The sequence below is a fragment of the Corynebacterium sp. HMSC065D07 genome (genome assembly GCF_001810695.1).
Taxonomy (GTDB): domain Bacteria; phylum Actinomycetota; class Actinomycetes; order Mycobacteriales; family Mycobacteriaceae; genus Corynebacterium; species Corynebacterium hesseae.
Genome location: NZ_KV802453.1, coordinates 122,454 through 136,953, shown reverse-complemented (window position 1 = coordinate 136,953; position 14,500 = coordinate 122,454). Strand labels below are relative to the sequence as shown.

Genomic DNA, 14,500 nt, shown 5'->3' with positions numbered 1-14,500 from the left:
ATGACCACGACGAGTATTACAAGCTTCAACCCTGAGTATTTTGAAAAGACCTGGAACGACTACTCCACCGAGGACTATGACGTCGTCATCATCGGCGGAGGTTCCGTAGGCGCCGGCGCCGCCGTGGATGCGGCCACTCGTGGCCTGAAGACGGCTGTGCTCGAGGCCCGCGACTTCGCCGCTGGCACCTCGTCGCGCTCCTCCAAGATGTTCCACGGTGGCCTGCGCTACCTGGCCATGTTTGATTTCCGCCTGGTGGCGGAGTCCCTCAAGGAGCGCGAGCTCAACATGTCCACCCTCGCACCGCACCTGGTGAAGCCGCTGAAGTTCATCTTCCCGCTGACCCACCGCGGCTGGGAGCGCGTCATGATGTTTGGCGGCTTTACCCTTTATGACCTCATGGGCGGCGCCAAGAGCGTTCCGATGCAGAAGCACCTCACCCGCAAGGGCGTGCTGAAGGTGACCCCGGGCCTCAAGGAGGACGCCGTCGTCGGTGGCGTGCGCTACTACGACACGCTTGTCGACGACGCCCGCCACACCATGACCGTCCTGCGCACCGCCGCTGAATACGGCGCGAGCGTGCGCACCGGTACTGAAGTGATTGGCTTTGAGAAGGACGGCCGTGGCCGCATCACCGCCGCGAAGGTCCGTGACCTGGAAACCGGCCGCGAAACCACCGTGAAGGGCAAGGCCTTCATCAACGCGACCGGCGTGTGGAACGACAAGATTCAGGAGATGGCGGGCGCTGAGGGTAAGTTCACCGTTCACGCCTCCAAGGGCGTGCACATTGTGGTCCCGAAGGATGCCCTCGACGCCGATGCCGCGCTGTGCTTCGTCACCGAGAAGTCCGTGCTCTTCGTCATCCCGTGGGGTGAGTACTGGATCATCGGTACCACCGATACCGATTGGGAGAAGGGCCTTTCCTTGCCGGATCCGGCGCCGACGAAGGCGGATATCGACTACATCCTCGACGAGGTCAACCAGCGCGTGCGCAACAAGATCACCCGTGATGACATCGTCGGCGTGTACTCCGGCCTGCGCCCGCTGCTGTCCGGCAAGTCAGATTCCACCACCAACCTCTCCCGCAACCACGCTGTGGCCCGCGTGGCACCGGGCATGGTCTCCGTCGCCGGCGGCAAGTACACCACTTACCGTGTCATCGGCAAGGATGCCGTGGACCTGGCTGCCAAGGAGCTGGGCACGAAGGTGTCCGAGTCCGTCACCGAACGCACCCCGATCCTGGGCGCAGACGGCTACCACGCGCTGGCCAACCAGATTCCTGCCCTGGCCCGCCGCTATAACCTCAGCGAGGACCGCATCGAGCACCTGCTCGGCCGCTATGGCTCGCTGATCGGCGAGGTGCTCGCCCCGGCTGCCGACGATGCCACGCTGCTCGAGTCGGTTCCGGGCGCTGAGAGCTACATCTGGGCAGAGGTGCGCTACGCCGTGACCCACGAGGGTGCACTGCATATCGACGACATCGTCTCCCGCCGCTTGCGCGTGGCCATCGAGTTCGCCGACCGCGGCGTCGCCGCTGCACAGCCGATCGCTGAATTCGTCGCCCCGCTGCTGGGCTGGGATCAGGCCGATATTGAGCGCGAAGTCTCCCACTTCACCAAGCACACCGAGGCAGAGCTCGCCGCAGAGGCAGCGCTGACCGACCGTGAGGCAAACGACATCCTCGAGCGCGCAGGCAGCGCACGAGCCACCAAGGAAGAAGCCTAAAAGTCACGGGGCCCAGCGAGCGGTGGATATCCCTCGCTGGGCCCTTGGCCTAGGCAGATAAGAAAGGACATCTAATGACCGGAATGGATGCATTCCTGTGGGAGTTCATCGGCACTGCGCTGCTGCTCCTGCTCGGTAACGGCGTGTGCGCCGTTGTTAACCTTCGAACCTCGGGCGCACGCGGTTCGGATTGGATCGTCATCGCTATGGGCTGGGGCCTCGCGGTGTTCATCGGCGCTAGTGTTGCCGACCCCACCGGTGGCCACCTCAACCCGGCGGTCACCATCATGCTGGCCGTGAACGGTTCCCTCGAGTGGGGCCTCGTTCCCTACTACCTGCTGGGGCAGATTCTCGGCGCCATGCTTGGTGCATTCCTTGCCTGGGCCACCTTTAAGCAGCTTTTCGACGCCAACAACCTCGACGAAGCCGGCAACGTCACCGGCGCCAACAAGAACACCGGGGGCATCTTCTTTACCAAGCCCGCGCACCCGAATAACGGGTGGAACGCGGTTACCGAGTTCATCGCTACCTGCGTGCTGCTCATGTTCATCGCCTTCGGCCCAACCGGAGGAGAGCTGGGGCCGCTGAGCTACTTCGGTGTTGCCTTCGTCATCGTCTCTATTGGTCTGTCCCTCGGCACCGCCACCGGCTACGCGATTAACCCGGTCCGTGACCTTGGCCCCCGCATCATGTACGCCTTCGTCCTTCCCATTAAGGACAAGGGAGACGCCAACTGGGGCTATGCATGGGTCCCGATAGTTGCACCGATGCTGGCGGCCGTCGCCGTTGGCCTGTTGTCCATGGTTCTTTAAACCAACCCCGACAAGGAGAAAACAATGTCTACCAAGAGCTACGTTGCAGCAATTGATCAGGGAACCACGTCTACCCGCTGCATTATTTTCAACCACGACGGCGAACAGGTGTCCGTCGGCCAGCTCGAGCACGAGCAGATCTTCCCGGAGAAGGGCTGGGTCGAGCATGACCCGGAGGAAATCTGGAGCAACACCCGCCGCGCGGTGGGTGAGGCTTTGGCCAACGGCGACATCAATGTCGAAGACATCGCCGCCCTCGGTATTACTAACCAGCGTGAGACCACCGTTGTGTGGGACAAGAACACGGGCAAGCCGGTATACAACGCCATTGTCTGGCAGGACACCCGCACCACCGAGATTTGTAAGGAGCTCGCCGGCGACGAGGGCGCGGACAAGTGGCGCCGCCGCACCGGCCTCATCATCAACTCTTACCCGGCCGGTCCGAAGGTGAAGTGGATCCTCGATAACGTCGAGGGTGCGCGCGAGCGCGCTGAAAAGGGCGAGCTGCTCTTCGGCACCATCGATACCTGGCTGCTGTGGAACCTCACCGGTGGTGCCGACGGTGACAACGGCCAGGAGGCCCTGCACGCCACCGACGTCACCAATGCCTCGCGCACCTTGCTCATGGACATCGAGAAGCTCGAGTGGGATGAGGAACTGTGCAAGGAGATGGGTATCCCGACGTCCATGCTCCCGGAGATCCGCCCGTCCCTGGGTGACTTCCGAACCGTGCGCGAGCGCGGCTCGCTGGCCGGCGTGCCGATTCGCGCCATTTTAGGTGACCAGCAGGCCGCCATGTTCGGCCAGGGCTGCTTCCGCCCGGGTTCCGCCAAGAATACCTACGGTACCGGCCTGTTCCTCCTGCTCAACACCGGTACTACCCCGAAGTTCTCCGAGAACGGCCTGCTCACCACCGTGTGCTTCCAGCGCGAGGGCGAGCGCCCTGTCTATGCGCTCGAAGGGTCCGTGTCCATGGGCGGTTCCTTGGTGCAATGGCTGCGCGATAACCTGCAGATCATCCCGAACTCTGCCTCCATCGAGAACATGGCCCGTGAGGTTAAGGACAACGGTGGCGTCTACATCGTTCCTGCCTTCTCTGGTCTGTTCGCCCCGTACTGGCGCCCGGATGCCCGCGGCGTCATCGTGGGCCTGACCCGCTTTGCCAACCGCAAACACCTGGCCCGCGCGGTCCTCGAGTCCACGGCGTACCAGACTCGCGACGTCGCCGATGCCATGGTGGCGGACTCCGGCGTGGAGATCACCGAGCTGCGCGTCGACGGCGGCATGACGATGAACGAGCTGCTCATGCAGTTCCAAGCGGACATGCTTGGCGTGGAGGTGCACCGCCCGAAGAACGTGGAGACCACCGCCACCGGTGCTGCATTCGCCGCGGGCCTTGACTCCGGCTTCTGGGATGACCTCAGCGTGCTGAGCTCCCAGCAGGGTGACTTCAAGGTGTGGAAGCCGCAACGCGAAAAGGAAGAAGTCGAGGCTCTCTACCGCGATTGGAAGCGCGCCATCAAGCGTTCCCTGAACTGGGAAGACGTGGACGATGACGACGTGATTGCCTAAGACCTGAACGACGCACGAGGACGCGGCCGTGACGAGTAATCTCGTGGCGGCCGCTTTCGTCGTTGGGCGCTTATCCGTGCCGTCGTGTGTCTCAACCTGACGTAGACTCGGGGCTATGGCCAATGAAGTATTCTCGGACCACGCTCCGCGCCTCATCATCAGCGATATCGACGGTACTTTGTTGGACCGAAACCACCGGGTGCCCAAGCGAAACCGCGAAGCTGTGGCCCGTGCGGTCGCCGCGGGCAGCGAGTTTGCGCTGGCAACTGGGCGCCCCTTCCGGTGGATCATGCCCGTGCTCGAGCAGCTGACCGTGCGCCCAGTCTGCGTGACATCAAATGGTGCGGTGATTTATGACTCGGCGGAGGACCGCGTTCTCTCCGCCCACGAGCTTTCGCCTGAGGCCCTCGCTGAAACCGTGAAGGTCGCTGCAAAGGTGCTCGAACCGCATGGCGGGGTTGGCTTCGGGGCGGAGCGCGCGGGAGGCTCGGTCTTGGACCCGGTTGAGGAACTCTTCGTGGTGGAATCGCACTATTCAGAGAACGCGCTCTTTGAGGGCTTCGGGCTGGTGAGCGTGGGGGAGTTGGTGTCTCGACCGGCGGTCAAGCTGTTGATTCGTAATACCGCGTTCTCGGCGCCGGAACTCTACGAACTCATCGCGCCGCACATTGATTCCGAGCTTGCTCACGTGACCTACTCGATGTCCGAGGGCGTTCTAGAGGTTGCGGCCCCCAACGTGACGAAGCGCCGCGGAGTGAAGTGGCTGGCTGAGCATCACGGTATCGCCCGCGAAGACATCATCGCCTTTGGCGATATGCCCAACGATATCGAGATGCTTGAGTGGGCAGGGTGCGGTGTTGCCATGGAGAATGCGCATCCGGATGTCGTGGCCGCTGCAGATGCAGTGACGCTGCCGCACCATCAAGCAGGTGTGGCAAAGGTCCTCGAGCGCTGGTTCTGATATCTCCGGTTGCGGGGTGCGTGGTGGTGTTTTAGTCTTTGTCGCATGGGGGATTTGGAGACTTATTTCTCCTACCGCAGTTCGGGGTTGGATCTTGTGGGGCTTGCGGTAGGCAGTGTGGATGATTTACGCGCGCGTGGCGCTTCATTGGCTGATGCGGTGGAGTTAGCTGGGCTGCATCGTGTGTATTTTGGGTCGACGCGTTTTACGGGCAAGCAGCGCCAAGCGCGTGCGGCTGCGGTTGCCCAAGGTCATGATGTGGCTTCATTGAGTTTGATTGAGGCGTATACCGCCAAGGTGAAAAAGGAATTGGATGCGTGGAATCTGCGTGTCAGGTTGGCAGGGACTCCAGCACACCAAATCCCAAAGGTAGCGAAGGAACGCTTGAAGCAGTTGCGGCCGCGGCGGGTGCCCGAACCTGGGGTGCGGTTGACGTATCGGGGGTCGGGTCCGCATTCGTTGACGATTACTGATTCACCGTTGCGCATTAGTGAGATGCGTGGGACTTTGGAGTCGATTAATCCGGCTGATTTGTTGGATGCGGCAGGTCAGGTGTTCTTTAACCAGGCGCATGGGGGTTCGAAGCCTGCGGTGGCGACCAATGTGGTGGTTACGTTGGATGAGTTGGACCAGATTGTGCGGGGTGAGGGCGATGATATTGAGCTCGTGCTTACCAACGGTGGGCGGATGACTGGTCGGGAGTTTGTGACCTATAAGTTTGCTGAGGTTGGGTATGTGACGTTGGTGCATCCGACTATAGGGCCGGTGTGGTTGCATCGTGTGCGGCGTTTGGCGGGGTTTGAGCAGCGGATTATGGCGAGTGCAGAGCATCCGACGTGTGCGCGTGAGGGGTGTAATAAACCGGCGGATTATTGCCAGGTGCATCATTTAGTGCCGTGGCAGGCGGGTGGGACGACGGATCCGCCGAATCTGACGATGTTGTGTGCTTATCACAATGGCATCAATGATGATGACCCGGATAAGCCGACTGGTGCCGGCTATGTCTTTAGGTTGCGGGGCGGGGTGGGGTATGTACCACCCTGGGCGGAGCCGATTACTTCGCAGCCGGCATACCAAGCGGCACAGGCAGCATTGAAGCAGCAGATCAACGGGGACCTACTCGACACAGTACCGCCGGATACCTAAACCCCAAACCCAGATAAGTGCCGAAGCGGAAGCCACCAGGTGGCTCCCGCTACATCGGCGATCCCACAGAGCTGCACGCGCACACGGTGCGTCTGGGATTAGTTCGTGAAGACCTGAATCTGTTCAGTCTCCGGGTTGTAGACAATGGAACCGCCCTGGAACTGCACGCGGACTTCCTTGCCGAGGCCGGTGGGGACTTCGTTGGACGTCGGCAAGCCGAGCGTCGCCGAGTTGTCGCCGGAAGCCCATTCCTTGGCGATGCGTCCCACGAGTGCGTGCGTACCAGTGTCCTCAGAGCCTAGGACGATGCCGTTCTGAAAGAGCTGGTAGATGATGCCGGCCGACTCATCCGGCCCGCCCACAGCCAATCCCAGCGCTGGGCCGAAGGCGTTAAGGACCGCCGTCCACGTTTCCTTCAAGCCCTCGTTCTTGCTCAAGGACAGCACCTTGGTCACGATGCCCGGGATCTGCTCCACCGGCAGCCCGTTGACGGTCTGGTCCGTGTCAATCTGCTGGTCCGAGCGGGCATACATGATGGCGAAGAGCGTGCCGGCCAGGCCTACCAGTGCTGTTACGGTGCTCATCGGGATTTCAGTATCGCCCAGCGAGGATGTTGCCTCCTGGGCCGGTGCGGGGGCAGACGGCGCAGCCGTGCTCGGCGTGGAGTCAGGGGTGTCTGGTGTGGTCGTATCCTCGCTGTCCCAGTCCGTCGACGTCGAACCAGACGCGCCCGACTTGATGGCCAGGTACTTCTTGTGCGCCGCCGCGCGGATCTTCGGCCATTGGGCAATGGTGTATTGCCCCGGGCACGCGGTGTAGTGCACATCGCTGTGGCCGAAGAGGCCATAGACGGGGGCAGAAGCGCCTGCTGGGTAGCGCGAACCACCGAAGCCCTCCGAGCGAAGGGAGACGCGGGAGGTCGGATCGACACCGGAAATGGCGCCCTTCCAGCCGGCAAGGTCGGTGACAGATTCCAAGAGGGCTTCCGTCGGCTGCGCAGTCTCGTAGTTGCCGATCATGGAGATACCCCACGTGTTCTTGTTAAAACCGCCGATGTGCGCACCCTGCACAGCTTTAGCGAGCCCGCCGTAGCGGCCCTCGTAGATGGTGCCGTACTTATCCACCAGCGCGTTGTATCCGATATCGCACCAACCTAAATTCTGGGCGTGGTACTGGTAAGCAGCGCGCACCTGCGCGGCTGCTTGCGCGCGGGTGTAGTTGTTGGAACCCGCGGTGTGGTGCAGCGCGATAGCCTTCACGCCGTCGTCATAGTCGGCATCCTTGCACCGGATGCTCTCGTCGGCGCCCCAACCGGCGCGGGAGACCACGCGCGGCATGCCATCGGTCTCAGCGGTCGGCTCAATGCTCTCGCCCTCTTGGGCGTTGCCGTCCATGAAAACGGCCTCGAGGCCTTCGACGTCGCTGTTGGCCGGAAGCTCTTCGGTCTCGGCAACGGGGGCGATGTCGCCGACGTTGAAGGGGGCGTCGTCAAGCGCGGCGTCCTCAACGGGGGACTCGGTGAGTTTTTCATCCAAGTTCGACCCGGTCACCAGGTCCACGTTGTTGATGGAGACCTGCACGTCGTTGGTATCGCCCACGAAGATGAGCTCGGTGCCGTTCGTGGCGTTGGGGTCATCGTTGTTGTAGGACATCGAGTCCATGTCGTACCACTCGGACCAGGACCCGTCCGGTTGCTTCGCGCGGACGAAGGCCGCGACATCGCGCGTGCCCTTCCACGTGATGGCGAAGGAGGAGAAGGTCTCATCGCGGTGGAATTGCTTGACGGCGCGCGGGCCTTCGCCCTCGCCCTGGGCTGCGATGGCCGGGTCATCCACGACGACCGTTTCGCCAGAGCCGAAGGTTTCGGAGGCCGAGCTCACTTCGATGGGGCCGCTGCCCGCTTCCTGGGTCTGGATGAGGGTTTGGCCGCCCACGGCTGCGGCAGCGACCACAGCGATCGAGGTGACCGTGGCGATAACCGGCGTTGACCACGTCGATTTCGCGGGAACAAGACGACGTTTGAGGTGCACTGTTACTCCCTAGGATGGTGGCGCCACAAGGTTAAGAGAAGCGCAAAAAGTTAACTAACGGGACAGATGCTACGTCAGGTATTGGAGTGAAAGAAGGTGTGACACGCGAGTTTCCTCGCTTGGGTGTCACCCGCCGTTTGCACGTGTTGCTGCCTTAAGCTGGTGGCCATGACTGCATATGACCTCATCGTTGTTGGATCTGGATTCTTTGGCCTGACCGTGGCCGAGCGCGCAGCCTCCCAGCTGGGCAAGAAGGTGCTCATCGTCGAGCGCCGCGAGCACCTAGGCGGCAACGCCTACTCGGAGGCCGAGCCGGAGACCGGCATCGAGGTTCACAAGTACGGCGCGCACCTCTTCCACACTTCGAATAAGCGCGTGTGGGAGTACTGCAACCAGTTCACCGACTTCACCGACTACCAGCACCGCGTCTTCGCCATGCACGATGGCACGGCCTACCAGTTCCCCATGGGCTTGGGCCTGATTAACCAGTTCTTCGGTCGCTACTACTCCCCGGACGAGGCGCGCGAGCTCATCAAGGAGCAGGCCGGCGAGTTCGCCGTGGATGAGGCGCAGAACCTGGAGGAAAAGGCCATCGCGCTCATTGGCCGCCCGCTCTATGAGGCATTCATCCGCGATTACACCGCAAAGCAGTGGCAGACCGATCCGAAGGAGCTGCCGGCCGGCAACATCACGCGCCTTCCGGTGCGCTATACCTTCAACAACCGCTACTTCAATGACACCTACGAGGGCCTGCCCGTCGACGGCTACGCCGCGTGGCTGGAGAAGATGGCGGAGCACGAGCTTATCGACGTCCGTCTCAACACCGACTGGTTCGACGTGCGCGAGGAGGTGCGGGGGGCGTCGCCAAGCGCGCCGGTGGTCTACACCGGCCCACTGGATCGCTACTTCGACTTCGCCGAGGGTGAGCTGGGCTGGCGCACGCTGGACTTCGACCTGGAGGTGCTGGAGACCGGTGACTTCCAGGGCACCCCGGTGATGAACTACAACGATGCGGACGTGGACTACACCCGCATCCACGAGTTCCGCCACTTCCACCCGGAGCGCGCCGATAAGTACCCCAAGGACAAGACGGTGATTATGAAGGAGTACTCGCGCTTTGCCGAGAAGGGCGATGAGCCGTACTACCCGATCAACACCCCGGAGGACCGCTCCAAGCTGGAGGCCTACCGCAAGCTCGCCGCCGCGGAGGCCCGCGAGAACCAGGTCCTCTTCGGCGGCCGCCTGGGCACCTACCAGTACCTGGACATGCACATGGCCATCGCGTCCGCGCTGAGCATGTTCGACAACAAGCTGGCCCCGTTCTGGAATGAGGGCAAGGCCCTGGAGCAGGAGCGCGGCCACTAAGCCGCGGCGCTGCCCCGGCTGCTCCCGATAGTGCAGCGTGGCGCGCTATGCTGAGACACCTCGATGGAAGGAGGTGACGGCATGGCTCAGCGCAAGAAGAAGCGCGCAGACCGCAGCATGTGGAAGATGTCCCCGGAGCGGCTCGAGGAACACCTTAAGCTGCGCAGTCGCGCAACGCGCATTCCCGATAAGAAGAAGGAACAATCCAGGAAGGCCTGCCGGAACACCCGGCGGGCCTTTGGCCTTTCTTTGGGAGGTTTCGCCAGCGCACGGGGCCGGGATGCCGCACATAAAACTTGTCGGGCGCTCAACGATTGATTAAAGTTAACAGCAGGTTAACAATAGGCGAACAGAAAGTGAGTTTAGAGATGACTTCCCCGAATGCCCGCCGTTTCGATACGTTGCGCCAGGACCTGCACGCAGATTATGGCCACGAATACACCGCGCAGGAGATTGATTCCTTTCTCGACGCCACCATTGAGCGTCACGAAGCTGGTGCGACTTTAGAAGAGTTCATTCCTGTGATGGTGGAGCGCGAGGTGCGCGAGCACTTCGGTACCCACCGCATCCACGTGCGTTTCGCCGCAGGAGCTGACCACGCGCTGGCGCAGGCTGCCGTAGCGCTGACGAAGAAGTACGCCGGCGAGGCCCTGCTTGTCGACGCCGCCGTAGCCCACCCCGAAAACGACCCCGACTCCCACATGGCCCACGTGCTCCAAGAGCGCGGCATGGCGGAGCACCCGGACCGCTACCTCGAGGACCTGCGTCTGGTGACCATCCCGGATTACATCGTGTACTTGGGCCGCGAGATCCCGCGCGACGAGGCCGGCAAGGACATCAAGATTTGGGACATCGCCACCGCCGAGACCGTGGAGGAGACCCGCGAGCTGGCCGATGACCTCGGCGCCCGCGTGCTCTACATGCTCAACCGCCTGGGAATCGAGCCCATCTCGGAGGATGCCGCTGTCACGGCCTAAATCAGCTGGATAAAGACTTCCTCAACGCGGTCGACACTGCGCAGGGAATCTGGAAGGTTAAGACCGGCATGGGCGATGACGTAGGCGTCGCGTACATCGGTCTTGGAGTTGCCGACGTGGATGCGAGAGAGCTGCCGCATCGCAAGCCCTGGTAGATGGCGAACATCTGCCCCCATGTCTTGGGCGACTGCGACGGTCAACCGGCCGATGTTGTTGGGAATAACAAGGACCGAGGCGTTGTCGGCGAGGAATTGGCCGAAGAGCTTGCGTAGCGAGCCTTCATGCTGATTGATGCGTTTGGACAGGACTTGCCTGCCTTGGGGATCGAGGACGCAGGCGTGGTGGAAGTATTTGCCGACGTCTACGCCAATGACGAAGTCATAGGCCATGGGTGTATGCCTCCTAGCGATGAATGAGAAGTTGGACTATTTAAGCTTCATCGCTGGGGTTGTCGGACATGCTTGCGCTGGCATCCACATTACTGTGAGACCTCATACCACCTGGGCTGGGTCGGGTTCCTATTAGCAGTTTGAGGATGTCACTGTCTTCGGCGGCATCACCCCCGGATCATTTTCAGACAGGGGCGGGAACAAGCCATACCGAAGCCAGCGACTAGTTCCACTGTCCTTTCAGACGGAGGGACCGGAAATAAACATAACCAGCCCAATCGGGTGGACAGGCTATGAATCTTCGGTGCCCTGAGGTGGAACTGCTAACAACGTAATGGGGGGAAGCGGGGGCAAAGTCAATAATTCGAGTCTGGCATAAGTTGATAAGGATTGCCTAACCTAATACTGTTTCAAGTTATGTTCCGATCGGGAATCGGCAACGGAAGCGAGGCGGCGACGATGAACAGAAAACGTGGATCGACCAGAGAACCCCTCTCCGGAGGGGGAGTCGGGGACGCGGGCCCGGACGGGACGGGCGACGGCGACGCGGTGGCGTCGCAGACGGACGACGGGCGGTTGGTACACGTCGCACCGGTCGCAGCGGGTGGCCGACCATCCACCCGCGATATGCTCGTCGCCGCCGCGATCGGCGTCGCGGGGTCTCTCGTCGTCGTGCCCCTGACCTACCTGCAGGTGTTCGCCGGCATCGCCCACGTTTATCTCGTCGCGGCGACGCTCGGGTTGTGGTTCCTGCAGTGCGTCGTTCCCCTCATCGTCGTCCGCAAGCCTGGCGCGAGCCTCATTGCGTGCCTTGCCATGGGCGTCGTGTCCGCGGCGACCACCCCGTTCGGCGTCGCCGCGATCGGGGCGCTGATCATGGAAGGATTGCTCATCGAGCTTCCATTCATGGTCACCCTGTACCGGCGGTGGACGCGTACCCAGTTCGTGGCGTCGGCGATGTTGTTCTCCGCGCTGATGGGAACGATGGCCCCGCGCGCAGTTGGCGTCGACTCGCCGACCACGCCCATGACCCTGATCAGCTTCGCCGTAGCCTTGGCCTCGAGCTTGGTGTTTTTGGTCCTGGGCTTTGCCGTCGCAAAGGGGCTTCGCAGCCGCGGGGTCACCCGGTGACCGGCGGAGCACCCGCGTGCGCCGGTGCGACACGCGGGACGGCCCCGGCCCGGTTACGGGTTAGGGGCGCGGGCGTGCGGCACGCCGATGGGCGATGGGCACCCGACATGGTGGATCTCTCCTTCGATTTCGGCACGATCAACGCCATCACGGGACCCGTGGGATGCGGAAAGACAAGCCTGGCCCACCTCATCGCTGGACTGATTCCCTCGCACATCCCCATCGACCATGCCGGATTCGTGCACATCGTCGATGCCGACGGCACCGAACGCCCCGTGGACGGGGACCGGGTCACCTTCGTCGGGCAAGACCCGGCGACGCAGGTGCTCACGCTCCGAGTCGTCGATGACGTGGCCATGGCCCTCGAGTTTTCCCTCGTGGAAGCCGGTATCGTCGCCAAGCGATCAGCCGAGGCTCTATCGGAGCTCGGGCTGTCAGAGCTCGCGGAGAAGGATCCGTGGGCTTTGTCGGGCGGGCAACGCCAGCGGATGGCCATCGCTGGTGCGGTGGCCAGGGCGCCGGAGGTCATGATCTTCGACGAGCCCGCCGCCCACGTCGACGAGGACGGTCGGCGGGCGCTGTTCGCCGCCATCCGTGATTTGCGGGCCCCGGGGCGCGTCATCCTGCTCATCGAGCACGACCTCCGTCCGTTCGACGGGTGGGTCGACACGGTGACAATCCTCGATGCGGACGGGAGCGTCGCCGCGCACGGAGCGCCGGAGGGTATCGCGGTGAAGGGCATTGCGACGTCGGCCGCGACCGCCGGAGCGCCGGACGCCAGTACGCCGGGCACGGGGGCACCGGACCGTCTCAGTCCGGACCGGCGGCGAAGGCCCCGGGGAGCCGGGGATGGCGCCGATCCGGAATCGGAGGCGGACGCCGTTCCACTGCTGGCCTTGACCGGAGCCCATGTGGCCCGGGGCAGGGAGCGGATCCTGAACGGGGCCGATCTGACACTGGAACGGGGCGAGATTCATGCCCTAGTCGGTGCCAACGGAGTCGGTAAGTCCACCTTGCTGGCGGTGCTGTCGGGCCAGATGAAGGCGGGAGCGGACCTCCGGATTGACGGCGCGTCCGCCCGGCGCGTCCCCGACGCCTTCGCGTCGTTGGCGTTCCAGAACCCCGAGCACCAGTTCACCCGCGCGACCGTCGCCGCGGAAATCGACTCCGCGCTGGCCGGCACGGACCCGCACGGACCACTCGGCGCCGATGAGCTGTGGAAACTGCGGGAAGCCTTGTGCCCCCGGGCACTTGACCCCGTCTCGCCGTTCGTCCTGTCGGGCGGACAGAAAAGACGGTTGGGCATCTTCCTGGCGGTGGCGGCCAATCGCCGTTTGCTGCTTCTCGACGAGCCGTTGGCGCATCTGGATTCGCCGAGCTCGCGCATCGTACTGGATGCCCTAGCGGAATACGCAGGGGCCGGCGGAACCGTTGTGTTCACGTGCCACGACCGCCGTGCTGCGCGAACGTGGGCGGATCGGGCGAGCATCGTCGCCGAAGGGAAGGTCGCCTGGTCCGGTCCCGCAGCCGACGTGCCGGCTTCCCCGGAGTCGTCCCGGCGGGATCGCGCACTGCCCGCGGCCGGCGCACGGACGTCCTTGGACGAAAGCCCCTGGACCGGTGGATCCGCCGCTCGAAGGCGCGCGGGGTTGAACGCCATCACGATTGTCGCGGCGGTGATGCTCGTCCTCGTCGCCGGGCTGCTCTCCGGCGGAGACGCCGTTCTCGCTCTGACGGGGGTCGCGTTCCTCGCACTCGCTGCGATCGCGGAACGTGACGTTCGGGCGACGGCGGGGAAGGTCCTCCTCGTCCTGTTGATCGGGGTGTTCTTCGGCCTGCTCGGGTGGCGCTCCGAGTTCTACGGCAGTGGGGATCCAGCGGAGGCTGTCCGCCACGGCATCCATCACGGACTGCTACTGACGGCCGTGTTTGCGGGGACGGTCCTGGTCTCCGCGTGTATGCGCGTCGAGGAGCTTTTCGACGCCATGGTGCAACGCCTCCGGGTGCCCTACACATGGTGCACCATAGCGATTTCCGGGGTGAGCATCGCGGCGTTCCTGCGCAGCGAAATCCCCCAGCTGACATGGGCGATTAGATTGCGCTCGATGCGACCGGGGCAGTCTTTCCGCTCCGGCTTCATTCGCGCGACGACGCCCGCGCGCATCGCCTTTCCCCTGTTCGTCAGCGCCGTGCGCTGCGCCGAAAAGCTGTCCCTGACCCTGGCGATGCGCAACTTCGGCCGCCATCCGCGGCGTACCTTCCGCACCGATCACCCCTGGCGAGTGCGTGACGGTTTCGCGGCCGCAGCGTCCGCCGCGGCCTTCGTTGCCGCCCTGGTGTCCGCAGTGACTTGACGGGCACCCGGAACCGGCGGGCCCCGAGCCCGCGAGCG

The 14,500-nt window shown here is 63.2% G+C and carries 11 protein-coding genes and 1 pseudogene; 10 read left to right on the top strand and 2 right to left on the bottom strand.

Features of this window, described 5'->3' with window-relative positions; all coding sequences use genetic code 11:
• The 5 genes from HMPREF2760_RS07820 to HMPREF2760_RS07800 all read left to right on the top strand — a co-directional run bounded on the left by HMPREF2760_RS07820 (position 1) and on the right by HMPREF2760_RS07800 (position 6,216).
• Positions 1 to 1,725 (top strand): glycerol-3-phosphate dehydrogenase/oxidase, encoded by a 1,725-nt coding sequence (locus HMPREF2760_RS07820; RefSeq protein ID WP_070597025.1) that lies wholly within the window; start codon positions 1 to 3, stop codon positions 1,723 to 1,725.
• A 74-nt stretch (positions 1,726 to 1,799) separates the two neighbouring features.
• Positions 1,800 to 2,537: an MIP/aquaporin family protein gene (locus HMPREF2760_RS07815; protein ID WP_070597024.1), complete on the top strand. Its 738-nt coding sequence runs from the start codon at positions 1,800 to 1,802 to the stop codon at positions 2,535 to 2,537.
• Between the two features lie 24 nt (positions 2,538 to 2,561).
• Positions 2,562 to 4,109, top strand: coding sequence for a glycerol kinase GlpK (gene glpK, locus HMPREF2760_RS07810; RefSeq protein WP_070523843.1), 1,548 nt, complete (start codon positions 2,562 to 2,564; stop codon positions 4,107 to 4,109).
• 115 nt (positions 4,110 to 4,224) lie between these two features.
• Positions 4,225 to 5,070, top strand: a complete 846-nt coding sequence (locus tag HMPREF2760_RS07805) for a Cof-type HAD-IIB family hydrolase (protein WP_070523840.1) — start codon at positions 4,225 to 4,227, stop codon at positions 5,068 to 5,070.
• 45 nt (positions 5,071 to 5,115) lie between these two features.
• A complete protein-coding gene (locus HMPREF2760_RS07800) occupies positions 5,116 to 6,216 on the top strand; it encodes an HNH endonuclease signature motif containing protein (protein WP_070597023.1) in 1,101 nt (366 codons plus the stop codon).
• 98 nt (positions 6,217 to 6,314) lie between these two features.
• Here the strand turns inward: HMPREF2760_RS07800 and HMPREF2760_RS07795 are convergent, their stop codons facing one another.
• Positions 6,315 to 8,246 (bottom strand): N-acetylmuramoyl-L-alanine amidase, encoded by a 1,932-nt coding sequence (locus HMPREF2760_RS07795; protein WP_070597022.1) that lies wholly within the window; start codon positions 8,244 to 8,246, stop codon positions 6,315 to 6,317.
• Positions 8,247 to 8,414: 168 nt separating this feature from the next.
• Between HMPREF2760_RS07795 and glf the strand changes: the two genes are divergently transcribed.
• The 3 genes from glf to HMPREF2760_RS07780 all read left to right on the top strand — a co-directional run bounded on the left by glf (position 8,415) and on the right by HMPREF2760_RS07780 (position 10,588).
• Positions 8,415 to 9,611, top strand: coding sequence for a UDP-galactopyranose mutase (gene glf, locus HMPREF2760_RS07790; protein WP_070597021.1), 1,197 nt, complete (start codon positions 8,415 to 8,417; stop codon positions 9,609 to 9,611).
• Positions 9,612 to 9,692: 81 nt separating this feature from the next.
• Positions 9,693 to 9,929 carry a hypothetical protein gene (locus HMPREF2760_RS07785; RefSeq protein WP_070597020.1) on the top strand — a complete coding sequence of 79 codons (237 nt, stop codon included), beginning with the start codon at positions 9,693 to 9,695 and terminating at the stop codon, positions 9,927 to 9,929.
• Between the two features lie 50 nt (positions 9,930 to 9,979).
• Positions 9,980 to 10,588 carry a three-helix bundle dimerization domain-containing protein gene (locus HMPREF2760_RS07780; protein ID WP_046647606.1) on the top strand — a complete coding sequence of 203 codons (609 nt, stop codon included), beginning with the start codon at positions 9,980 to 9,982 and terminating at the stop codon, positions 10,586 to 10,588.
• A gap of 2 nt (positions 10,589 to 10,590) precedes the next feature.
• Here the strand turns inward: HMPREF2760_RS07780 and HMPREF2760_RS07775 are convergent.
• A pseudogene (locus HMPREF2760_RS07775) lies at positions 10,591 to 10,977 on the bottom strand (IS110 family transposase); the annotation flags it as partial.
• Between the two features lie 627 nt (positions 10,978 to 11,604).
• Between HMPREF2760_RS07775 and HMPREF2760_RS07770 the strand changes: the two are divergent.
• The gene (locus tag HMPREF2760_RS07770) at positions 11,605 to 12,108 is read left to right on the top strand and encodes an ECF transporter S component (RefSeq protein ID WP_230307979.1); all 504 of its coding nucleotides are present in this window, start codon (positions 11,605 to 11,607) and stop codon (positions 12,106 to 12,108) included.
• Between the two features lie 107 nt (positions 12,109 to 12,215).
• Entirely contained in the window at positions 12,216 to 14,462 is a 2,247-nt protein-coding gene (locus tag HMPREF2760_RS07765) for an ATP-binding cassette domain-containing protein (protein WP_232745443.1), read from the top strand.
• Positions 14,463 to 14,500 lie beyond the last annotated feature (38 nt).

What these genes read in the sequence shown, in the direction of transcription:
- HMPREF2760_RS07820 (WP_070597025.1), top strand. Translation starts at nt 1, where the DNA reads ATGACCACGACGAGTATTACAAGCTTCAACCCTGAGTATTTTGAAAAG.
- HMPREF2760_RS07815 (WP_070597024.1), top strand. Translation starts at nt 1,800, where the DNA reads ATGACCGGAATGGATGCATTCCTGTGGGAGTTCATCGGCACTGCGCTG.
- glpK (WP_070523843.1), top strand. Translation starts at nt 2,562, where the DNA reads ATGTCTACCAAGAGCTACGTTGCAGCAATTGATCAGGGAACCACGTCT.
- HMPREF2760_RS07805 (WP_070523840.1), top strand. Translation starts at nt 4,225, where the DNA reads ATGGCCAATGAAGTATTCTCGGACCACGCTCCGCGCCTCATCATCAGC.
- HMPREF2760_RS07800 (WP_070597023.1), top strand. Translation starts at nt 5,116, where the DNA reads ATGGGGGATTTGGAGACTTATTTCTCCTACCGCAGTTCGGGGTTGGAT.
- glf (WP_070597021.1), top strand. Translation starts at nt 8,415, where the DNA reads ATGACTGCATATGACCTCATCGTTGTTGGATCTGGATTCTTTGGCCTG.
- HMPREF2760_RS07785 (WP_070597020.1), top strand. Translation starts at nt 9,693, where the DNA reads ATGGCTCAGCGCAAGAAGAAGCGCGCAGACCGCAGCATGTGGAAGATG.
- HMPREF2760_RS07780 (WP_046647606.1), top strand. Translation starts at nt 9,980, where the DNA reads ATGACTTCCCCGAATGCCCGCCGTTTCGATACGTTGCGCCAGGACCTG.
- HMPREF2760_RS07770 (WP_230307979.1), top strand. Translation starts at nt 11,605, where the DNA reads ATGCTCGTCGCCGCCGCGATCGGCGTCGCGGGGTCTCTCGTCGTCGTG.
- HMPREF2760_RS07765 (WP_232745443.1), top strand. Translation starts at nt 12,216, where the DNA reads ATGGTGGATCTCTCCTTCGATTTCGGCACGATCAACGCCATCACGGGA.